Annotated in this window: 18 protein-coding genes; 10 read left to right on the top strand and 8 right to left on the bottom strand. The window is 39.1% G+C overall.

Translation table 11 applies throughout. The annotated features are described in order from the left end of the window. The first annotated feature begins 39 nt into the window (after nt 1-39). Nucleotides 40-489, top strand: a complete 450-nt coding sequence (locus FAX86_RS03140) for a DUF3429 domain-containing protein (RefSeq protein ID WP_144391877.1) — start codon at nt 40-42, stop codon at nt 487-489. An 83-nt stretch (nt 490-572) separates the two neighbouring features. Here FAX86_RS03140 and FAX86_RS03135 read toward each other — a convergent pair whose 3' ends face one another. From FAX86_RS03135 to FAX86_RS03105, 7 genes are all read right to left on the bottom strand, one after another. After that, nucleotides 573-3884: an efflux RND transporter permease subunit gene (locus FAX86_RS03135; protein ID WP_144391876.1), complete on the bottom strand. Its 3312-nt coding sequence runs from the start codon at nt 3882-3884 to the stop codon at nt 573-575. Between the two features lies 1 nt (nt 3885). Further along, complete coding sequence (locus tag FAX86_RS03130) at nt 3886-5532, bottom strand: efflux RND transporter periplasmic adaptor subunit (RefSeq protein WP_144391875.1); 1647 nt, start codon at nt 5530-5532, stop codon at nt 3886-3888. Nucleotides 5533-5575: 43 nt separating this feature from the next. Continuing rightward, nucleotides 5576-6616: a hypothetical protein gene (locus FAX86_RS03125; RefSeq protein WP_144391874.1), complete on the bottom strand. Its 1041-nt coding sequence runs from the start codon at nt 6614-6616 to the stop codon at nt 5576-5578. A gap of 53 nt (nt 6617-6669) precedes the next feature. After that, nucleotides 6670-7773: a hypothetical protein gene (locus FAX86_RS03120; protein ID WP_144391873.1), complete on the bottom strand. Its 1104-nt coding sequence runs from the start codon at nt 7771-7773 to the stop codon at nt 6670-6672. Then, nucleotides 7774-9483 (bottom strand): GH3 family acyl-acid amido synthetase, encoded by a 1710-nt coding sequence (locus FAX86_RS03115; RefSeq protein ID WP_144391872.1) that lies wholly within the window; start codon nt 9481-9483, stop codon nt 7774-7776. 5 nt (nt 9484-9488) lie between these two features. Then, nucleotides 9489-10283, bottom strand: coding sequence for a hypothetical protein (locus tag FAX86_RS03110; protein ID WP_246128489.1), 795 nt, complete (start codon nt 10281-10283; stop codon nt 9489-9491). Nucleotides 10284-11636: 1353 nt separating this feature from the next. Beyond that, complete coding sequence (locus tag FAX86_RS03105; protein WP_144391871.1) at nt 11637-12866, bottom strand: peptide synthetase; 1230 nt, start codon at nt 12864-12866, stop codon at nt 11637-11639. Nucleotides 12867-13022: 156 nt separating this feature from the next. On the opposite strand from FAX86_RS03105, the gene FAX86_RS22145 reads away from it, so the two are divergent. From FAX86_RS22145 to FAX86_RS03070, 8 genes are all read left to right on the top strand, one after another. After that, nucleotides 13023-13184 carry a hypothetical protein gene (locus FAX86_RS22145; protein WP_164503439.1) on the top strand — a complete coding sequence of 54 codons (162 nt, stop codon included), beginning with the start codon at nt 13023-13025 and terminating at the stop codon, nt 13182-13184. A gap of 254 nt (nt 13185-13438) precedes the next feature. Next, complete coding sequence (locus FAX86_RS03100) at nt 13439-14179, top strand: SDR family NAD(P)-dependent oxidoreductase (RefSeq protein WP_144391870.1); 741 nt, start codon at nt 13439-13441, stop codon at nt 14177-14179. Between the two features lie 94 nt (nt 14180-14273). Further along, nucleotides 14274-15455: a Na+/H+ antiporter NhaA gene (gene nhaA / locus FAX86_RS03095; RefSeq protein ID WP_144391869.1), complete on the top strand. Its 1182-nt coding sequence runs from the start codon at nt 14274-14276 to the stop codon at nt 15453-15455. Between the two features lie 19 nt (nt 15456-15474). After that, the gene (locus tag FAX86_RS03090; protein ID WP_144391868.1) at nt 15475-16473 is read left to right on the top strand and encodes an amidoligase family protein; all 999 of its coding nucleotides are present in this window, start codon (nt 15475-15477) and stop codon (nt 16471-16473) included. A gap of 73 nt (nt 16474-16546) precedes the next feature. Then, on the top strand, nt 16547-17233 hold the full coding sequence (locus tag FAX86_RS03085) for a gamma-glutamyl-gamma-aminobutyrate hydrolase family protein (RefSeq protein WP_144391867.1): 687 nt from the start codon (nt 16547-16549) through the stop codon (nt 17231-17233). A 132-nt stretch (nt 17234-17365) separates the two neighbouring features. After that, nucleotides 17366-19480 carry a TonB-dependent siderophore receptor gene (locus tag FAX86_RS03080; protein ID WP_144391866.1) on the top strand — a complete coding sequence of 705 codons (2115 nt, stop codon included), beginning with the start codon at nt 17366-17368 and terminating at the stop codon, nt 19478-19480. 75 nt (nt 19481-19555) lie between these two features. Continuing rightward, entirely contained in the window at nt 19556-20107 is a 552-nt protein-coding gene (locus tag FAX86_RS03075; RefSeq protein ID WP_144391865.1) for a hypothetical protein, read from the top strand. 42 nt (nt 20108-20149) lie between these two features. Next, complete coding sequence (locus tag FAX86_RS03070; protein ID WP_144391864.1) at nt 20150-21610, top strand: PepSY domain-containing protein; 1461 nt, start codon at nt 20150-20152, stop codon at nt 21608-21610. A gap of 34 nt (nt 21611-21644) precedes the next feature. Here the strand turns inward: FAX86_RS03070 and FAX86_RS03065 are convergent, their stop codons facing one another. After that, a complete protein-coding gene (locus FAX86_RS03065; protein ID WP_144391863.1) occupies nt 21645-21917 on the bottom strand; it encodes a TMEM165/GDT1 family protein in 273 nt (90 codons plus the stop codon). Between the two features lie 297 nt (nt 21918-22214). On the opposite strand from FAX86_RS03065, the gene FAX86_RS03060 reads away from it, so the two are divergent. Further along, nucleotides 22215-23075: a S1 family peptidase gene (locus tag FAX86_RS03060; RefSeq protein WP_144391862.1), complete on the top strand. Its 861-nt coding sequence runs from the start codon at nt 22215-22217 to the stop codon at nt 23073-23075. The last annotated feature ends 85 nt before the right edge of the window (nt 23076-23160 follow it).

The following is a 23160-nucleotide window of genomic DNA, read 5'->3' as shown; positions in this document are numbered from 1 at the left end:
ACTTTTATTTAACAATCGTTCATTAAAGGTCTCTTGCTGATGTCGACTACGTCTTCTACCGCAAAAATATTGGGTTGGTTGGGCGTTTTACCGTTTATTATTTCGGTTTGGTATACTTTTCAACAATCAAGTTTTCTAGGCTTTTACCCACCTTTCGTCTTCTTAGTTTACAGTGGAACTATCTTGGCTTTTTTGTCGGGTGCGTTGTGGGGGAGAATTTATGAACAAGAAAATAGAACTCAGCGTAAACGTTTATTGCTCATGTCCAACTGTTTTGCATTGCTTGCTTTTGTCGGTGTTTTGCTTTCCAACTTGTACATACCCATGGCTTTAGCTGCACTTGGATCGGGATTTTGGCTAATTTGGAGGCTTGAAGTTCTAAGTTTTAACTCGGATTGGACCAGTGAGTGGTATCTCGATCTCAGGAAGCAGTTGACATATACGGTTGTCGTTTTACATTTGCTTGAGCTAGTAATTATATGGCTGTGAATGGTATTAAGTTCTCAAACCACATCTCTCATTTTTTACGTTTGTAATTTATCAATTAAAATCGAGTTGTTTCTTTATAGATATTATCCTTCCGGTTGTAAGCCTTTCCGAGAGTAATATCCATCGTTCCAACCGGCTTCCCAACTGGCGGCGATCACATCATTTTTAAACGGGGGAGTGTGCAATGGTTTGTTGCTCATTCCGGCGCGAAATCCTTCTTCATATGCTTGTTCTATATCGATATCCCAGTCTTGGTGAACCTTAAAGAGTAAACGTAGTTTATGATGAAGCCTCTGAAATGCTTTGTTCAGTTGATCTAAGGTTAAATATGCTGACGGAACTAATATCAAACTAATAAATGTGGCAAATAGAACGCCAAATGATAAAGATACTGCCATCGGAATTAAGAATTGAGCTTGAACACTGGTCTCAAGAATGATTGGCATTAAACCCACAAAGGTGGTTAATGACGTCAGAATGATAGGGCGAAAGCGTGCGGCACCGGCTTCTTTAATGGATTCTATTATAGATACGCCCTCTCGACGTTTTTCATTAATAAAGTCTACGAGAACCAGGTTGTCATTCACAACAACGCCGCTTACGGCAATCATACCAACAAAAGACCAAAGTGTTACGTCGACGCCGGTAATCCAATGTCCGAGTAGTGAGCCCACAATACCAAAAGGAATCGCATACATCACCATGAGTGGTTGTGAGTAAGACCCAAAAAGTACAGCCATTAAAAGGTACATAATAATTAATGCAAATGAATAGCTTTGTCCCATTGATGCGAAAAATTCTTTAATTGACTTTTGTTTTCCCGTAATTCCCCAGCGCACGCCAGGGTAGTCAACCGATAAATTTGTCAATGTGGATTGCTCTAGTTGCTTCATTACTTTCGCGGCTGATGTAATGTTGTTATCAACGAATGCCGATACGGTTACCACTCTCTTTCTATCGATTCGCTGAATGGTGGGAGCTCCTGTTCCATCGGTTACCTCTGCGACATGAAGTAAAGGCGTTGTTGAACCATCGGTTAATCTTATATGCATATTTTCAAGGTGCCAGAGTGACCCTCTTGCACTATCGGGATACCGAACCATCACTTTTACTTCATCTTCTCCGCGATAAAAACTTTGTACCTCAATCCCATGAAAAGCTTGTTGTACCTGATTGCCCAGGTCATTTAATGTTAGCCCAAGATCTCGAGCTACAGGAAGTAATTGTATGGTGACTTGCTTTCTTCCGGACTGTAAGGAGTCTCTAACTTCATAAACACCGCGATGTTTAATCATTTGCGATTTAAAGTCTTCTGCTACCGTTTTCAAAGTATTTAAATTGTCTCCGTAAAAGTTGATGGCTAAATCGGGAATGGGATTATTCAAGTTTGATTCAAAGCGAAGTTCTAGTGCTCCATTTATATCACCAACTAAGTTACGCCAACGTCTAAGCAATTCTTTACCTGCAATCTTTCTTTTTTCACTGTCAACAAATTCAATTGAAACTCTGCCTTTGTGTTCTTGGTTCTGTGAGTTCGCATTTGAAGTTTTAACTCTCGGAGCAATAACCGCTAATATTTGATTGATTTGTTTCTCTCCGAACTCTTCTTCGAGCTCTTGTGATAATAAGATTGCCGCTTGCTCAATTTTATTGACCGCTTGCTGAGTTACCTCTGCAGGTGTTCCCTCTGCAAATCCTACCGACGCAACGGCGACATCGGCTTCAATTTCAGAGAAGAGGACCATTTTTAACCATCCTCCTGTTAAAAGAGAAATAGCGACAATAAAAATAGCGATAAAAGCTGTGATAGCAGCCAAGTTCCAACGCAAAACAAACGTTAAGAATGGTCGATAACATCGTTCAACGAATTTCTCGAGGCCTTCAGAGAAGAGCTTTTGATATTTGGTGTTTTTATTTTCGTAACCAGCTTGAGTAATGCGACTGTGGGCTAGATGAGCAGGTAAAATTAATAAGGATTCTACTAGTGAAAAAATAAGGGTGGAAATCACCACAATGGGTATAACCTGCATTAACTTGCCTTCTGGGCCGGGCAGGTAGAGTAGAGGAATAAAGGCTATAATCGTGGTTAGAACAGCGAAGGTGATTGGTTTAGAAACTTTTTTCGTGCCTGTTATCGCTGCGTCGACTCCGGTAAGGCCTGACCTTTGTTGTGAGAAAACGCTTTCTCCAACAATAATCGCATCATCTACAACAATACCGAGAACCAAGATAAATGCAAATAATGAAATAACATTAATTGATCCTCCAAAATTGGGTAAGAACCAAAAGGCGCCCATAAATGCAATTGGAATTCCAACGCTTACCCAAAAAGAAACACGCCAGTGTAAAAACAACATAAGGGTTAGAAATAATAAGCACAATCCTTGCAAAGCATTATTTATTAATAGTTGGGTTCGTCCCTCAAAATGTTTAGAGTCATCTTGCCAAATATACAGGGAAATACCTGGTGGTATATAGCTTGTCGGTTCTGCAACATAATTTTGAATAACTTGTGCAACATCAACGATATTTTGTTTTCCGACTCGATAGATTTCTAACGACACCGCAGGCTTACCATTGAAAGTGGCATGTGTATTTCCATACTCAAAGCCATCAACGACAGTAGCTAAGTCGGACAGCAATAAACGTCCTCCATCGGGTTTTGAGCGAAGTATAATAGAGTCGAAGCCATTCGCCGTTTCTACTTTTCCTTCGGTTTGAATTAATACATCGCCAGCTGCAGTATTCAGTGTACCGCCGGGCATATTCTGCGAAGAGTTTTTAATAATTGTTGCTACTTCGGAAAGGCTCAAGCCATATTGCTGTAACGATGATTCGGTGACTTGTACCGATACTTCATAAGGTCGAACGTTCTCCAAGTCGACTACGGAAATTAATGGACTATCGAGCAAATCATCTCTGATTCTGGAAGCGATTTTTTTTAGTACCCACTCCTCAGCATCGCCACTGATTATTAAAGTAGCAACTCGGTTTCGTACTTTGAGCTCTTTAATTATTGGACGTTGAACCTCCGGTGGAAAGCCACTCACCCCGCCAACTCTGGCTTTAACTTCTTCTAGAATAATGCGTGTATCATAACCAAAATCTACATCAAGCTGAATATTACATGAGCCTTTTTGAGCCTGAGTTGTTAAGTCAATCATGCCCTCGATATCGTAAATAGCCGACTCGATTCGTTTACAAACCGATTTCTCGACTTCAAAAGGGGATGCACCAGGATAAAGTGTTTGAATAGCTATTCTTTCTAGAGATACGTTAGGAATTAATTCCTTTTTGGTATTGGGAATCGACAAATATCCCATTACTAATATGAGAATCATTAAAACATTAGCGGCGACAGAGTTCTTAGCAAACCAAATAATTAATCGATTCATTTCAGCGTCGACTCATGTTTCTTAAAGTATCTTTTTTAGGCGACGTCTCTTCTTGTAAACTTTTATCCAACGGTTGCCCAGCGACACCTGATTGACTCCACTGAGTTGTTTGAGATGAATCATTGATGCGAACTTCCATGCCGTTTACTACATAATCCAGGTTGGTTATTACCAGTCTGTCTTCATTGCTTAATCCGTCAAGGACATATGCGTATTTAGGACCTCGATAGATAACATTGACTTCATTGACGAGCACTCGATTATTCTCATCAACTAACCAGACCTTGTTTTTTCCATGTAAAGCTTCTCTTGGTATTTCAAAAATAGCATCAAAGAACTTACCCTCAATTTCAGCTTCAACAAATAAACCGGGTTCTAAGGGCGGGCGGTTGGGATTTTGTTTATCTCTCCGATACGGATCTTTAACGTGTCCAACTAAGTAAATTAGTTGGTTTTCGTCCAATCCCCCTTCGGCATGCTTTATTTCTCCTCGCCAACGATATTCTTTATTAGCAAACTGACCAACAATTTCTACCGATGGATTACTTTCTCTGTCGAAGTCCAAGTTTTTTTTTGTTGATTCTATTTCAGCAATGTTGTCGCTCGACTCTTCCAGAGCTGGTAAAGGATTATTTGTATAAAACCAGGGTAGATCGATGAGTTTAATTTGCTTATTCGAAATGGGTAATCGAATTTCTGCTGCATCGAGTGAATAGATGCTGGCAACTAGAGCGCCGGAATTTACGTACTGACCTAGATTGATGTCGCTATGTTTAACCCTTCCTGAAAACGGTGCTTTTATCTGGGTGTTTTCCAGATGAAGTTTCGCAACCTCTAAATCTGCTTCAGCTGCAGCAAGCTTTGCTTTTGCTTCATTCAGCTGTGGAATATGCAAAGCGTAAGCCGAAGCATTTCTTTTTGCTCCTTTGCGTGCAACTTTAGCTGTCGCGCGTGCTTTTTCCAGAAATAGTTCTGCTGAAGCGACTGCACTTTGCTTTTTGGTTACTTCAAGTTTATAGCGAGTTGGATCAATGGTTAAAAGTAATTCACCTTTGTTAAAGATTCTGCCACTTTCCAGGTTATCGGATAAGTAAGTGACATGACCTTCAACCTCATTAATTAAGTTGAGTTGCGTGCGGGGCTCGACCGTTCCTCGACTGTATATTGGAATTCGTTTTGCAACTTGCTCTACTTCAATGGCTTCTATTAGTGGAGTTCTATGCTCAACTTTTTGCTTTTCTGCTTGAGGCGCCAATGATAGCAGTAACCAGCCTGTAATAATTCCTGCGAGTAAAATGACCGTAGCTATAATAAAGTGACGGGCATCTAACTTAGTTAGAATAACGGATGCGTTATCTTTCTCTTCTCTCGGGGCTTGAACTTTATCCGAAATATTTGCGTTGTTCGCTTTATTATCGTAGCTATGGTTATTGCTAATTTGCCCTTTGTTAATTAAATAAGACAATAAATTAATTGCCGTTGAAAAAATTTCGATAATGAAATGCAAGAATGTTTTGTGATGACTTTTAATTTCATCAGTGCGACTATAATTATCTTCCGCTTTTTCTTTTTCACTCCTATCGCTAGGTGTTTCTAGTACAGATGTATCTTGTCTACCATCATCGAGTATTTTATTATTATCTTTCATTGCTACTGCTACATATTTAACTATTGTTAATAAAGCCTATTGTTTACTGCGAATATTTAAGGCTTTCTGAGATTGTTTTTTGGAGTTCACTACCTTCGAGTAATAACTTCTTCCAATCTGAAAGGCACTGCTTGGTTATTTCATGATCTTTACAAATACTGGGATGTAGTTTGATTCCTAGCGATAATCGGTCGTACCACAAAAGAACGCCTGTTGAAACTGGATAGTTTCGAGTTCCAATTCCGCAGGTTACCCACATTTCATCGGGATTTTTAGGTGGGTTATCGTGATCGTTTAGTGGCCACTGCCCTAAAAAGCTAAATGAACCGGCAAAAAATTGTCGTTTACTAATGAATTGATAAATTTTTTTAATGCCCCACATGCCGACCAATCGACCTATGTTGGCCATATACCAGTTAATCCAATAAGCCTTCGCTTTCAACTGTTCTTTAACCCGCTCTTGTATTTTCTTGGGTGTCATAGTGTTATTAACACAAAGATTAATTGATGATGAGTAGTTGAAAATATCTGTATTGAAATTTAAAGGGCCACGAAGATTCACTGGGTATAACCAGTAATAATCTTGATATTCATCTAATAAATGAGTCGCAATGGCTCTATTGAGTGCCCATAATACATAATGATTCAATGTTACTCGGTTAGCTCGAGCTAATTTTTTTACTCTGTTTGTTTCATCGGAACTGAGAAAATCGTACGCAATCTCACCATCTGTTGAGCTTCTTATATTGTATCTTTTTTTCCAACGTATTGTTTTTGCTGCGAGAGGTTTAGGTTGCTTAAATAATAGTTTGATAAGTTGCCAAAAACTTGGTTTTTCTTTTTCTGATGACTTTGGTAACTGGCGACTCGGATAACCGGCATTGCGCATGAGAGTTGCCATGCCACCTAAGCCATCCATCTTACTATGAGGAAAAGTCTGCCATACCGCACTGTTATCCTTTAGGTTCAGACGTGCAACATTCATTGAATCTGAAATACCAAATTCTTTTCTGGCTTCAAACCACATAGCAACATAGTCGCGTTGTTGTGGTATTGGTTTAAAAACGATACTGTTAGTTGTCATTATTTATCGCCTTTTCATAGGGTTGTTAGCTAAATTATTCCATTTAATCCAGTCTATGCACGTGATATTTCGAGGTAGAGCGTTTTTTCTCTATCTAAAGTCTCTCGTGGATCTTCCTCGTAACTCATTAAAAAGTGGTTACTGTAAATCGTTTGCTTTCTGTATTTTTTGTAGACTTCACTTAATGGATCGTCAATACTTAACCCGGTAACTATGGCACTAATCGGCTGGCTACAAAAATGATTGTAGGCGCGTCTAAGAAGGCTGCTGAAAATACCTGGATTGTTGTTTTTTACCAAAATGGTATGAAGTGAGATATAGTCTAATGTGTCTCCAGGTTTTGGTAATTGGATTCCGCCAAATAATTTTGAGTAAACATTATTTACTTGTCGTAATAATCGCATTTTACCCCGGTACTCAAGAAAACGTGTTTGTTTGAATTCTTTTTGATTCCAGAAACCACATATGCCAACAATTTCTGAACCATTGAATGCGAGAAAATAGTTTTCAATTGAAAGATTGTTGTAATAACTGTCTTCTGTTTTCAGATTATTAAACTCATAGTGAGGATAAAACTGCTTTTTTGGGGCTTCTTTGTTGAAAAATCGCTGCATGGCATTAATATCGTCAGGCTTAGCGAGCCTAATATTGATACCGTTATTGATCTCTGGTTTCTTTCCAGATACATAGAGCATATGAGTTGCTACTTTACCGTAAGGATAATAAGTTGGAAGGCCCGCTCTGCCGCTACCAACAGTTGATAACGAAGCTTGGTTGTCCGATAAAATGACCGTTTGCATCCACTCACGATCGTTCAGTTGCTTCTTAACTTGATTGAACATTCTTAATAAGCTTCTCGAACCTCGATAGTCGGAGTGGATCCTTAAGTCGTTTGCATAACGGATTTGTTTTCGAGCCCCATTAACATAAACCTCACGAGAGCCAAAACTAAAGACGCCGCCCAGCTGTTTTTTTATATTGTCATAATACAGCCAGACATCTGGTTTAGATGTTGTTACTTTTGTGCCGTCAAAAAAGTTGGGCTCTCGTTCAAAGTTAATGAGCAAATCTCCATCTTGCGGAGTCGCATGAATGAGATCTCTAATAATGCCCGTATCGTTTTCAGTTGCTTGTCGAAGTTCAAAGTTAGAGGCCATTTATGCACCAACCATTATGTCTGATTTAATACCAATAGATGAACCTTCATATTTTGATTGCTCTTCGGTAATTGACTGACGAGCGTTTTTAAAAGCGTCAGGAATTTCGCTGTCCCACAGTGTTAATGGTTCAACTTTAATGTTGCCCACCACCATGCCCCGACGACGGCATCTATCTTCATAGAGCTTCCAGGCATCATCAACAATCAGGCAACGAGCGTGACCTAACTGATTAAGATCTCTTGCCAACTGATAGTGAAAGTGATTATTGAGTTCGGCCTCTAGTTCATTTGCTACTGCATCTGCTTGACTTTCGTGGGTTTCTGATCGATCACACAACAAAAGATAATAAGGCTGTTCAGATGTTACTGATGGTACGGCGACTAAACTAATCGGTTTTATTTCACGATGTTTATTGGCAGTTTTTGCCAGGAGATCACTCGCCAAAGCGCCACTTAGCTTTTCACCTACCATATCAGTACCGTCCATTCTTCCGAGGAACTGGAAGCAGGGGGTTTGTTGAATAAAGTCAACAACTTCAATTTGGTCTTTCATCGCATAGCGCAGCAATCCACTCCCGGTGGTTAATAGTGGCTTTACAATCTGACCTTTCTTTAATTCCCATGAGGTGTAAACTTTATCGTCTTGAAGGTCCATGAACTCATAGAAATGGCTATTAACGGCTAATGGATATTTTCCCTGAAATGGAATGGTAACAACGCCTTCGGTTGACCATAACCCTTTTCCTTGAAACTTTACTCCTCGAAAAATCTTTTGAAGCTGTTCAGCCCAAATCGCAGATGTGGAAGTGTCCCATGAACTGATTACAGAAAGCGATGGCCACAATAAATGGACTATTATCGAATCAATTTCGCCATTCCACTCTGTTAATACGTTGGCTCCATATTTTGATTTTGGTGGTTTTAAAAACTGTAACTCGTTGGAGTAAATGCTCCATGTACCCGTTCTTAAAGTTTCTGAAATTTGTTCCCTGAATCGTGAAAGTCCATTAAGCAAATTAATTGCGAATGTCGGGCTCCATACCGAAATAACCGATAGAGACTGATCCGCCGCAAGGTAGCAAAGCGACGCAAATAATGATTGCTCGGACGTTTGTGTTTTTGATATTTCGTCAGGAACGGTCATTAGTGCTGACATAAAAATGCGCTTCCAAGAAGACAAGAGCTTTAAGTCATCATTAACGTTGCCACTGATTTGTTCTCGCAATGACCCTGGAATCCAGGACAGTGACCAGTAATGACGCCCACGAGACATACCTGGAAACTGTTGATATAAATCCCACATCCAAGGAGAAATAGCCTGATCGAGTTCACCCAGAAATGCGTCAGAATATGGAATCCATTTTATCGCTGACGTTGAACCGCTAGTGGGTTGATAGCGTTCACAAGGCGATTGGGAGAGTATCGACGATCCAGTCGATCGTTGCTCTTCGATATAGGGTGACCAAGTATGATATTCCGTTACAGGTATCTTATTTTTGAACTGCGATAAAGACAGAACTCCAGTCAGTCCATAGTCGTCTGCTACTTTAGTTTCTTGTACGGACTGTAATATATTCTTCAGCCGGCTTGTCTGAGAGCTTTCAACGTCTTTCATTGCAGAAGTAAACCGACGATAACCAGCGTAGCTGGTTATCTTTGACAGTTTATTTGCCAGTCGACTAAAACCCTTAGTAGCAATCTGCGCCATTTATGCTATCTCCAATTTGCTGCCACTTCTTTATTGGGAGCTACAGGCTTGCGCCGCTTCAACATTTTTCCGATATAACTCGCAAATAATTTAAAAGATATTTCTCCAACACAAGGAAGTTCTGTACCTCGATGCCAATCTGGGTTGCGTTTTACAAAGAAATCAATCTTTGGATATTTTTGCTGCATTTCTTTGGTAATTTCCGCCACATTGTCTTTTAGATGCTGACTGTTTTCTCCGAAGTCCAAAATCATATTCTGCTGATCGAAGGCCTTAGGAAATAACTGTTCGCAATAATTACTGACTACACTTTTTAATTGTTTGTTTTTTATTGTGGCTGAATTGCTGTTTGAAAGATCGGCCCGGGGATAGTAATCAACAAAGTTATTCGCCATTAGCAAATAAGTCTTGTAACCTTTTGAGATAAGTAACCAATACACAGGAGTAAGAGGGTTCGATATTTTAAGTTTAACTATATAGTGAAGAAACTTGGTGTGTAGTGAACGATCACCCCAGTATTGACGTTCCAATACGGTGTCTCCACTAAATAAGCCAATTCCTTTTTTACCATTAATATCTAATGGAACTTTCTTTAGCGTACTAAATCCAACGATTTTCTTAATGCTGTTGTCGGTGAGGATAATGATTCCTTCTTTCTCGCTCATGTCATTAATGAAAACTTCTTGCTCAACATTTTCGTAGTATTTTACAAAAACTTGATACATACCAAGAACTTGTTTAAAAGACAATTTATTGAGTGGTACGTACTTAGCTTCTAATTTTGAGTTATTCTGTTTCATTATTTACCTCGCATTATGTTCCTTTATGAAGTCGGCCTTACAACAGCCTGGTTTATATTGATAAGCCAATACTTCTTAATTGAGATACTCCGTTGGCTAACTAATTATCGAAATCTGAATTGATACAAATTTACAACTCAAGATGCCATCGATAGATCGATGCACAAATTGACTCATAATTTGAAAGAAGTGACTCTCGCTTTTAGATCAATTCAATTGTTCAGTTGAGAATTTGAAAATAACTCAAGTGATCAATTTTGGTGCTTGCACCATTTTCGGAAATTTTCTTTCTGTCGACTGAAGGAGACCTCAAGTCTCTCATGAGCGATTGAAGGTAATATCAAGATCGGAATGGTTTGAATTGTATTTAAGGTGTTCATTATCTGCCTCGTTTTTCTTATTTTCTGAAACATCAAGCTACCCATTTGCCCTACTCAATGTGTTCAGTTCGTTCTTTATTAGTTGTGTTACTTGTCTAATTTGTTTTATTTGTATAATCGATTTCAGTCTAACAATTGACCTATGCTAAGGTTTGCTGATAAGTGGCTTTTATTTGTCAAAAGATCGCAGATTAAACACGGCAATCACTACTGGAGTTAAATAGAATTGTTTAAATTCATTAAAAATGTCAGGTGGATTGTTAGTAACAATTTTGTATTAATTTTATTTTAATAACTTCTTGAGCCTAATATGAGAAAAATACTGTAATGGTTCATGTTTTTAATTTGTTAACACAATACTTATTTTTATTTTAATGAATGTTTATGGTGACTCATTTGTTTGTAAATTAAGTAATAGGATTATTACTCGTTTATAAAGACTTGTTATTTTGTTGTGACTAGAGATGATATTTGTTTGTTGTTGAACTACTTCACATTAAGGGTTTTTAATCGAGTTTTAATTATGCACCAATGTGAACTATGTTCTTGTTTTAATTTTCAATAGTGATTTAAATTAGTGCATGATGTATCTGTCGATCCTGATCATTGCTTTTATCTCGGATTCATTTGATTTCTAATATTTTGGGACTTTTTGCAAAAAGCAACGGCTAGTAAAATCTAGTATTTGAATGTTGCAGGTTGTTAAGGTGTGGTTGTATAGGCTGTTTTGGCAAAAGATAAATTGGCTTTATTTCATCATGTAGATGTTCATGGAGAATATATAGTGGATGATTATCGGGATTTTTCAGTTCTATAATTGTCGAGATAATGAGTGATAAGTGAAAGGGTATATTGCTTAAATTGAGTAAGAGCACACATAGAGTGTGCTCAAATATTTTTACTTTTCGAATGTATCATTTCTATTTAAAACTATAATGCTTTAAAAATTTACTCGTTTAACTTTTAAATAGCATTAAGCCGCAACCAGCGACTCGATATTATATTTGCTCAGAATATAATCTAAAGCTTTTTCCATCCGGTTATTTGTTGCTAACACATTTGGAATACGCAAAACAAAATCGATCCCGTCGGGAGAGCCAGACATTGTGAGAAAAAACGCAGTCGCTTCGAATTCAGGTGGAATAAAGAATCCGCACTTAGCTTCGAAACCGCCTCCAGAATAATTGCTTATTGGCAATCGCCCTAAGTTCGATATGATAGCGTGAGTTCGATAAAGTCCTGTCGTTAAGCGCTTAACGGATAATTTTTTATTGGCGTATTTCATTAATGATAAAGGCAGCCAGCCGAACCAATTTAAAGGAATACTGGAAGCAAATCTTGGTAGTTCAGCTTCGCGTTGTTCCTCTATCAATTGACGAATAGTATTATCCCACTCATCCGGAGTCGTTGAAGGATTTACATTCATCATAATAGTGCCCGTCAAATTTCCAGTCGAGCGAATGCCTTCTGCTCTAGGACGCATATCAACCGGTAATTGAATACGCGTATTGGACTCGCCGAAGCGATTTGTTAATTCAGAAATTGCAATAGCTGCTTTGGCAAGTACCTGTTTGTGTTTGCCGGGTAAGCGTCGTCGAATCCAGTGGCTGCCCTGAGAGTTGCCATCGGGTTTTCCTGTGGGAGGAATCGCATCGTCGGGTATAAATTCTCCAAACCTTTGTTCGCCACCATTAATTTGCTTAGCTAATTCCAAATCAGTGATCGTGGAGTTTTCTCCAAGAGGTTCTTCGCCATTTAATACTCGGAAAACATCATCAATAAAGGTTTGAGTTCCGCGTCCATCCATTGCACCATGGTGAGTTCTAACTGCGATTCGAGCGGGATTCCCTTTAATTAGCACAACTTCAGTTGTGGGACCTTCGAAAGGAGGAAGTGCTGCTCCTTGGAATGGACAGTTTGCATCACTCATACCGTCCCAATTTGAGCCATCCACAATACGAAGACGCGCAGGTTTATTGGAGGCTTTCCATTTGCTGAACCCCAACTTTCCAGAAAGAACCAAACGACTCCCGGGATTTTTCTGAGAAGCAATTTCGACAGCTTTTTGCCATTTTGATTCATCGAAATCGCCAATACCTTCCAGCATCATTTGATTAAGACAAGGTGTTTTATGTGGTGGCTTATGGTTATCACAACTGACGTAGTATCTTTCTACGGGTGTTAATGTTCTTTTATAAGTCATATTGTTCCCCTTGATTATAAATTTTATTTTTTGGGTAAATGACAATTACTTAACGATGATTTCATTCAATCTGTTAAGCAAACTACATGTCGAGCCGAACTTGGTTTATTTCGTCTTTCTGCTGTGACTTTGATTGGGTCATTAGAGCCCAATTCTATGCTTATTGGTCCTAGAGCTTCTATATTGGTCGACTCAAGTTCAGCTTTACTCTCTATAGAAGATGCAATCATTACGCCAGAGGTAGGTGGATCGTGTCAAAGTGAAGTTGATGAAAATATAGGCGTTAATTTTAATTATTGGGATGTATATCTCCATTAGATAGTCATCATTTCATAGTGAAATACGTAATTTTGTTTCTTAGTTTTTTAAAAAAAGGACTCTTTTACGTTTTAGGGCTTTATTAAGCAAAGACAGGGGTCGGGCGAAAATGGGAGCTCCATAAATATAATCTTATTAACTATCAAGTCGATAGCTCTTAAGAATATAGCAAATGACGATCTTATAATGAGGATTGATCGTATTAAATCATGATAATCAATTGTTAATTGTATTAAACCAGATAGGTACTTAAGTTGGATCAAACGAATTCAGACACTTGTTGCGTTATTATCGGTGCTTCAAGTTATATCGCCCAAGCGGTCATCCGTCATATGGTAGAGGTGCAATCGGTAGAGAAAATCTTTGCAATTACCCGGTCTACCAGAGAATCTTTGTTTTTGGATAATCGTGTTGAGTACATTACTTCAGACTATACTGAAGCATCAATAGCTTCCGTCATTGAGTATTTAGCCGGTGCATCTTATAGAATTTCAAAAATAATGATATTTAACGGTGTGCTACATGATGACGTTTCGTTCCCTGAAAAATCTTTAGCAGATGTCACAGCCACTAATTTATCTCACCTTATTTCAATCAATACAATCACGCCTTTCATTTGGATATCGAATCTATCTTCTTTGATAAAGGCAAAACAAGAGTGTCATATTGTGGTATTGAGTGCTCGAATCGGCAGTATCCAAGATAATCGATTAGGCGGCTGGTATGCTTACCGAGCATCAAAAGCCGCTTTAAATATGCTGCTCAAAACCGCATCAATAGAGTTTTATCGGAAAAATAAATTCGTTAAGTTGGTTGCCTTTCATCCAGGAACAACAGACACACCTTTGTCAAAACCGTTTCAAAAAAATGTACCTAAAGAAAAGTTATTTACACCTGATTTTGTCGCAACTCGTTTACTGAAGGTGCTTTCTGAATTACCTTTTGATGGTGAGCTTGCTTACGTCGACTGGGATGGAAAGTTCATTGAATGGTAAGCAGTGGCCATTTAAATCGGCTATAATGAGCAGAGATATTGATATCAAAAAAAGTATGGTTTTTCATAATTAAAAGAAGATTGGAAGAATAAAGATGCAAGTGATTGATGAATTTAAGCGCTTTTTAAAGCTCGAGTCAGCGAGTGGTATAATATTACTCTTCTCCGCTATCCTAGCGCTTATTTTTGCGAATACCGGATTGTATGAGTTTTATCAAAAGTTAATTCAATTACCGGTTGAAATTCGTGTGGGTGACTTTCAAATCGATAAGCCACTGTTATTGTGGATCAACGATGGATTAATGGCGATTTTCTTCTTGCTTGTCGGTTTGGAATTAAAGCGAGAATTTAGGGAAGGTGAGCTGTCATCGATTGATAAAGTTATATTACCCGGCTTGGGTGCGATAGGCGGAATGGTTGTTCCTGCTTTAATTTATGCTTACTTTAATTGGAGTGATCCTGTCGCACTGAAAGGTTGGGCAATTCCTGCTGCGACCGACATTGCCTTTGCGTTAGGTATTCTAATGCTGCTCGGTAAGAGTGTCCCAGTTAGCTTAAAGGTGTTTTTGGTTGCTTTGGCCATCTTTGATGATATCGGTGCGATAGTAATCATTGCTCTGTTTTATACATCGAACCTTTCAATGACCGCTTTAGTTACCGCTATTATTGCAGCAGCCTTTTTATTCGCTCTTAACCGTAAAAAAGTAAGCGATATTACTCCGTACTTTATTGTCGGGATCATCATGTGGGCAGCTTTATTAAAGTCGGGTGTGCATGCAACATTGGCAGGTGTGGTCATGGCTATGTTTATTCCTATGAAACATAAAAATGAGCCCAATGTCTCGCCACTCAAGGATTTAGAACACGATTTACATGGCATGGTTGCGTTTTTTGTCTTGCCTGTATTCGCTTTTGCTAATGCCGGAGTACCTATTATTAATGTTGGTCTGGAGAATCTTTTACATCCAATTTCATTGGGGATTTTCTGCGGTCTGGTGTTTGGAAAACAAATAGGTATTATGTTATTTATTGGTTTGGGTATGATGTTTAAAATCACAAAGTTACCAAAAGATCTTACTATTTTGCATATTTATGGTGCTTCATTGCTCTGTGGTATTGGTTTTACTATGAGTCTATTCATCGGAGGGTTAGCATTTGAAGAAACGGGTGTTAATTCTCTTTATGATGAGCGACTTGGGATACTGGCTGGATCGTTAGTATCGGGTATTTTGGGCTACATCGTACTCAAATACAGTTTGAAAAAATCAACTTCTTAACAGCTTAAGCGAGGTACTTTTGAGTATCGAAACGCTAAAAAATTGGTTGCCCACTCGGATAAAAAACGTTGAAGGAAATGAACGTAAAGTGGGCATTGAGTTAGAGTTTTCGGGTTGCGAACCGGAAGATATTCTGGCGTGCATCACCGATAACTTTGGCGGCGAAGTAGAAAAACGCTCAGTTTTTGAATATTCCGTTGTTGATACCGATTTCGGTGATTTTACCGTTGAATTGGATGCTCAACTGCTGCAAAAAATAGTGACGCCATCAAGTGAAGAAACGGTAGAAGACAAGTTAATTCAAGTTGCCGAGGGGTTGTTAAAGTCTGCAGCAGAACAATTGGTTCCTTGGGAGGTCGTTGCTCCTCCTGTAAAAATAAGTGAATTGCATCAGCTTGAAAATATGATTAAGTGCCTTCGCAATAAAGGTGCTCTCGGCACAAGACACGCCATGCGGTATGCATTTGGTTTGCATTTAAATCCGGAACTGCCTGATTTTGAAGCCTCAACGTTAGTAAGATTTATGCAAGCTTACTTGTGCTTGTACGATTGGATTTACGCAAAAGAAAAGATTGATGTAGTTCGAAAAATAACTCCTTATATTGATCACTTTGGTAAAGATTACATTTTGAAAGTGGTCAATCCTGAATATTCTCCAAATAAAGAAACATTTATTAAAGATTATCTTGAGTTCAATCCAACGCGTAATCGTAGTCTTGACTGGCTTCCATTGTTTGCTCATTTCGATAAAGAGTGGATAAAGGGATTAAAAGAAGAGGCGCTTATCAAGTCTCGACCGACGCTACATTACCGCTTACCCAATTGTGACATTGATAATACTCAGTGGAATTTACAAGAGCCCTGGAGTTATTGGTTAAAGGTTGAAGCACTTGCGAATCAACCTGACAAACTTGAACATCTCATGGAAGAGTTTCGCGAGGATTATCAGCGTTTTACACGTGCACTTGATGGCCAATGGATTAAGCGTTGCGAGGAATTTGTTAGTGAACTGGAGTAGATTGGTTTTATAAGCTAGATATAACAAGTGAGTGATTCTCAATTTTGATACTCATTAAATATGGATTCCTGTTATGGAACATCAAAAACCGCTCATAGCAGTGACTGGTCCTCGCAAACGTTTTCCAGTGGGGTGGTGGGCTATTCGATTTAATCTGTGGTTAGTTGGTTTAAAAGGTATTTATATTTATCCCGGCGGACCTCAATTAGATCAAGAAATTGATGGCTTAATTATTAGTGGTGGAGATGACATTCATCCGGAACATTACGGTGACCCGGAAAATGAACGTAGTCGATATGATCCTGAGCGTGATCGACTCGAAATGACCATGCTTGAAAACTATCTTGAATCGGGTATACCAATTTTAGGAATTTGCCGTGGCTCACAGTTACTTAATATTGTAGCGAAGGGTTCTTTGTACTCTGACATTCGGCCCGATCGCAAAATGACACCTAACAAATACACCGCTTTTCCCGTGAAAGAAGTGGAAGTTTCAGAGGAGAGCCAACTCGGTCATTGTGTTACTCCCTCAAAGTTGGTGGTTAATAGTTTGCACAATCAGGCGGTAAAAAAGCTGGGGGACGATCTTATTGTCACAGCTCGAGATGCTGATGGATTTGTGCAAGCAATCGAGCATAAAGAACGATTTATAGTCGGTGTACAATGGCACCCTGAATACCTTCCTTATCTGTCATCACAGCGTGATATTTTCAAGTGCTTCGCGAAAGCCGTTACTAAAAATAACCTTTGTGATAAGTAAGTACTTATACACTTTATTTTGAACAAGTCTTGGAAAGCAAATCTGTTATTTGTTATTGCAAATGCGAATTATTATCATTAAGATCCGTGTTTGTAGAATGAGTAACAGTTTAATGCACCAGGATAATTCAAAATGTCAGAAATCAATTCATTAGTCACTGGGCGAGTCTCCTTATTGGCCTGCCTGTTTGCTGCATCATTATTAAACGCAGAGGAGAGTTCTTCCTCCGATCAATCCGATTTGCAAAATGGAGAAGTGATTACTGTTGTGTCAACACGAGGCACCATTGCTTACGTCAGTGCTGCGGGAACTAAAGATGAAACTCCAATTATAGAAACACCGATTTCGGTGTCGGTGTTAACGCAACAGCGAATCGAGGATTTAGGAGCGGAGACTGTTCAAGATGCATTGGGCTACGTGTCTGGTGTTTTCAATGGTCCGTTTGGAGTTGATACTCGAGGAGATTGGTCCGTTGTTCGTGCGGTGTCGCCAGTACAGTATTTAGATGGTATGAAAATGCTGTATGGGTATTACAACAATACACGCCCTAATCCTTATTCTCTTGGTCAAATAGAAATTCTAAAAGGTCCTGCATCAGTGCTATATGGTCAGGGAACGACAGGAGGAATCGTAAATCTTTTAAGTAAACGTCCTGAAGCAGAGACTGCCGCTGAGGTTTGGTCACAAATTGGAAATTTTAACCGACGTCAGTTGGCATTTGATTATACCGGAGCTGTCAACAGCGATGCGTCAGTTTTAATGAGAGTCACCGGGATGACTCGAGCCAGCGACACGCAAACGGATTTTGTTGATGATGACACTACCTTAATATCGCCAGCGGTAACTTTCTTTTTAGGTAGCAATACCGAATGGACGCTATTGTCGAATTATCAAAAAAATGAATCCGGGTCGAGTACACAATTTTTTCCGCATATTGGAACTGTTCGTCCTGCCCCTTTTGGGCAAATTCCCGTTGAACGTTTTGTGAGTGAGCCAGGCTTCGATCGATACGATACTGAGCAAACATCACTAACCTCAATTCTCGATTATGATATTGATGGCGAATGGAGTGCGCATTGGTCGGCACGGTATATGGATAGCCAGGCTGAATATCGAACCATGTATGCCTATCCGTTTGCGCTTCAAGCTGATAATCGTAATTTATTGCGATCGATTTATATGGCTGACAAAGAAGCTGAGTCGCTAACATCGGACTTGCGCTTACATGGTCAATTCAATATGGGGACGGTTAGTCATGATTTTGTGATTGGCTTAGATTATCAGACCGTTGATTTATCTGAAGCAACGTTATTTGCATTTGGCCAAGGTGGTTTTCTCGATGTTTATGATCCCGAATATGGTTTGATTGATTTATCGGTAGAGCCTGATTTTAATAGTTTTTCCGCGGGCACTTTGGAGCAGACTGGAGTCTACTTACAAGATCAAATGAAACTCGATCAGCATTGGATCCTTTCGTTAGGAATGCGGCAAGATGATGCAAAAACTGGAAGTTATAAAAATCCAGAAAACGATTATTCCGTTACAACAAGACGAATAGGTATTATGCATGCCTTTAATAATGGAATTCATCCTTATATTAGTTTCTCAGAATCTTTTGACTTAATTTCCGGTGTTGACGCTAATGGAAATCTACTGAAACCAAAAGAAGGCGAGCAAAGAGAAGTTGGTATTAAATATCAACCTTTAGGCTCTGCACATTTAATTACTTTCGCGGCATTCGATACCGTTGAAAAAAATCGTATCAAACAAATTATTGTTGATGGCCAACCCCAATTGGCACAGGTTGGTGAAGCCTCAATCAAAGGAATTGAATTAGAGGCGCAATTAGAATGGGATACCTTAGATGTTTATGCCAGCTTTACCCAATTAAGCAAAGCGCAAGATGAAAATGATTTAGATATAAACGCTGTACCGGAGACAATGCTCTCTGTCTGGACAACTTATCGGCCTGATACTTTTTGGGAAGGCGTTAAATTGGGCGGAGGTATGCGCTATGTGGGTAAAACAAACTTTTTAACGATGATCGAAAATACACCAATGCCTTATACAACGGACTCGTATTTCTTATTTGATTTGTTGTTAGGTTATGAGTTTGATGCATTCGACTTGAGTTTAAACGTTGATAATGTCACTGATAAAACGACGATTACTGCATGTTTGGATCGAGGTGATTGTTTTTATGGGCAAAAACGAACGGTCACAGCCAATTTACGTTACCATTTTTAGTCCTCAACCCCGTGGGCGCTTGAGCGCAAGTTCGACTTGCGCTCTTTTTTAATTAATAAAAAAGAGTCAATAAAGATGACCTGGACATTACCGCTTCTATTAAATAGTTTGGCCGTTGGTGCACTATGGAAGACCTGGTTAGCTAAGCAACCTTCAAAACTGTGGTTAAGATCATTCAGCTTCAGTGTGCTTGTTCTTAGCTTATTGTCTTGGGGTTGGATTGTTGGTCCTGAGTATGGCATCACAATTTGGTTTATCGTTTCAGGCATTATAGCTCTGGTTATCATTGGCTTGAGTGCGGAATCACCGTTGAAAAGTAGTTATGTCAGAAAGAGGAGTTGTAAACCTCGTTTAATACAGCCAATTTCAATGCGACAGATTTTTCAGTGCTTCGTAACATTTCTAATTTCTTTTGGCTTAACTCTGTTAGCAAGTGTTAGTGCTTGTCTTGTCCTGACAAAATTCTTACCGGGAACATCAGTCAACAATTTAGTCGCTTCAGCATTTTTATTTCCTGCTCTCTGGTCGCTTGCATGTTGTTGGGTTCTATCCATAGAGCAAAGGTCTAAACCCATTATTACTTTGATTAGCATTTTGGTTTTTTCAATTGTGTTGTTATCTCTGTAATTGAAAATCAACAACCTTTAAACATCGAACATGAGATGAGTGATGAAAAATATTCTTAGCTCTCAAGTTATTCAGCGGTCACTACTTAGCCATTCATTGCTTGGGTTATCAATTAGTGCCTTATTGTTTCTAATTTGTTTTACTGGGACATTGGTTGTTCTATTTGAAGAGTTTGAACGTTGGGAACAGCCTGATGTAGAAGAATATTCTGACTATAGTGTGGAACAAATAACGGTCTCCGTTGCTGAGTTCGAACGACGAGTCGAGTCTATTCCAGAATCCTTATACGTTGTTCTACCTACGGAAGAGGTACCGCGTATGCACATTTCTGGAGATGGAAAAGAGTGGTTCATCAACCGGGATGGTAGCTTAGGTGACTCTCCCCAAGAGGGGTGGACCCACTTTTTAAAAGAACTCCATGTCAGCTTGCATTTACCGGAAACTATCGGGTTAATTATTGTTGGAATCTTTGGCGCTCTATTGTTCGGTATGGTCATTACCGGAATTCTTGCTCATCCAAAAATATTTAAAGATGCTTTTCGGTGGCGAAAAAATGGGAGCTTGCAATTAGCGCAAACTGATTTACACAATCGACTTAGCGTATGGGGAACACCGTTTTATATTATGATTGGCTTAACGGGTGCGTTCATTGGTTTAGTCGGACTTTTTGTTGCTGTGACTGCAAGTGCTTTTTATGATGGGAATCGACAAGCGGTTATCGATACAGTATATGGAGCTGATCCCGAAGTTTCACAGTCAGTCAGTAATATTGATTACCAAGCCGCGTTAAATCATCTTGAAAAATACGCGCCAAAAGCTGAACCCATTTATTTCGTCATTCAAAACAAAGGAACCGAACAACAGTTTTTGGAAATTGCCGCGCGATTACCTGAGCGGTTAATTTATTCTGAATTGTATCGGTTTAAATCAAATGGGGAGTTAATTAATCACCAAGGAATGTCCGATGGCGATATTGGGCGGCAAGTTGCCTATTCTGTTTACCGTCTTCATTTTGGTCATTTTGCTGGCTTACCCATCAAGCTTTTATATGTTTTACTAGGATTGTGTTTAACGGTTGTGTGTGCATCTGGTGTGAACATTTGGCTTACAAAACGCAAGCATGAAAGTTTTATAAATGATTTGTGGGTTGGCGTTGTGTGGGGCTTACCTTTAGCTATCGTAGGAGCCGCTTTTAGTGTTTTTTTATCTGCCTCAGCAATGAGTTTATTTTTAATGGTCTGGTTACTTGGTCTTATTATAGCTTTAACTCTTAAGGCCCCAAAATCATCCAGACGCGTTCTACAATTTGGTTTGTGCGGAGTATTACTTCTCATTCCAATATTACATTGGATTAAATATCAAATTTCTTTTGGGGTAAATGTCTCGACAGTTATTAATCTAGGAATGATACTCACATCTCTATGGCTATGGGGACTCGCATCTAATAGATTTCGGTGGCAGAGATGCATTCCCTTTTATAAGTTGAAGCCTGCATACGATTGAAAAATCATTGGTGTAAAAAGGAAGTGCGCTGTGGTCAAGCTCGATACAAAGTAAATATTCCGATAACAATAAAGCCGACACCTGCAATATAGTGCAGGTACTTTTCATTGATATATTCGGATAGTAAAGAACCGGCTAATACGCCCAGTGCGGTGGCAACAATTAAGGCAGCTGAAGCAGCCAAGAAAACGGTATATTTACTGACCTCTTTATCAGTTGCGAATAGCATTGTTGCTAATTGAGTTTTATCGCCAAGCTCGGCAATAAATACAGCACCAAAAACGGTTAAAAATATTTTCCAGTCCATTTTGATTTCAGTCCACCCAAAACTTTAGCAGATTAACGGAGGTTGCCATTGCCTGTCTCAAACTGGCAGCGACATTAAACGTGATATTTAATCCCAAATCTTAGAGGGGCGCAAGCGCTTGAATGGCAATTCATTTCATTTGGTATTAACAGTATAAATTCTCAGCTTGTACATACAATATAAAGCGATTCGGTATATTTAGACATTATTATTACCAACCACAATGTAAAATTTTCCCGAATCGCATTTTGATATTGAGCAGTATAATCCCGTCCGATTTTTATTAAAGGATGAGTCATGTACCGCTTAATTTTAATTGGTTGCTGTATTTTTTCTATTTTTATTAGTGCTAACCAACCGCAACACACCACAGCTGACCCTTGCATGGTCGTTGTTAAAAGTGGCGATAAGATAAGTAATGGAGTGATTGTTAGTGCTGATGGCTATGTTGTAACCACCAGTCATAGCATTGAGCGTCAGAAAAAAGTGTCCGTTCGAGTTGACGAAGATTGGTACAAGGCGAGGGTTATCTATCAATCGGTTCGGCAAGATTTGGCTTTAATTCAAATTTCTGTTCCGAAAAAATGGCCTTTTGCTGAAATGTCTCACACTAAAAAGATTGGTCAGTCAGTTGTCGTAAAATCGTGGCGCTTTGACTTTCAAACTTATCACACTGCATTTTCTAACTATAGACAAGACGCTCAAATTCAACTGAGTGACTTAAATATTTACCCTTCAACTCAAACTGATGAAGAAGGAGCGGAGCGAGTATTCGCTGATGTTGCTATTTTAAACATTCAAGCTCAGCGTGGAGACTCTGGCAGTGGGGTCTATGATTCTGAAGGAAGATTAGTCGGTATTTTGTCGACAACCAATAAAAAGGGCAGTAAGCAACTGACCGTTGTTCAGTCATTAGATCAAATTCAGCAAGTGCTTTTGATGGAAAGTGTTGGGCGATATGAATCTAAAGCCAGGCGCTTTAATTGGTTTTTGCAGGGGCTAATTCAGACGGCTAAAAATAATCGTGTTGATGGTGATACCATACAAGTTTTCACTGAGAGAGCTCAAGCAATTCAGAAACAGGAAAAACTATCGTCAGCAATGAGTAAAACTTTTCAATTGTTTAATCGTTCTATCCTAAAGTCGGTTTCCAGTTAGTTGCAAAACTTTACATTCACAACCAGCTCGAACGTCTTAGTTTAATATTTTATTTCCTAACCTTATCGATGTACGGTATAAATGA

It is taken from the genome of Pleionea sediminis (genome assembly GCF_007570825.1).
GTDB classification, from domain to species: domain Bacteria; phylum Pseudomonadota; class Gammaproteobacteria; order Enterobacterales; family Kangiellaceae; genus Pleionea; species Pleionea sediminis.
This window is presented reverse-complemented; position numbering and strand designations above follow the sequence as displayed.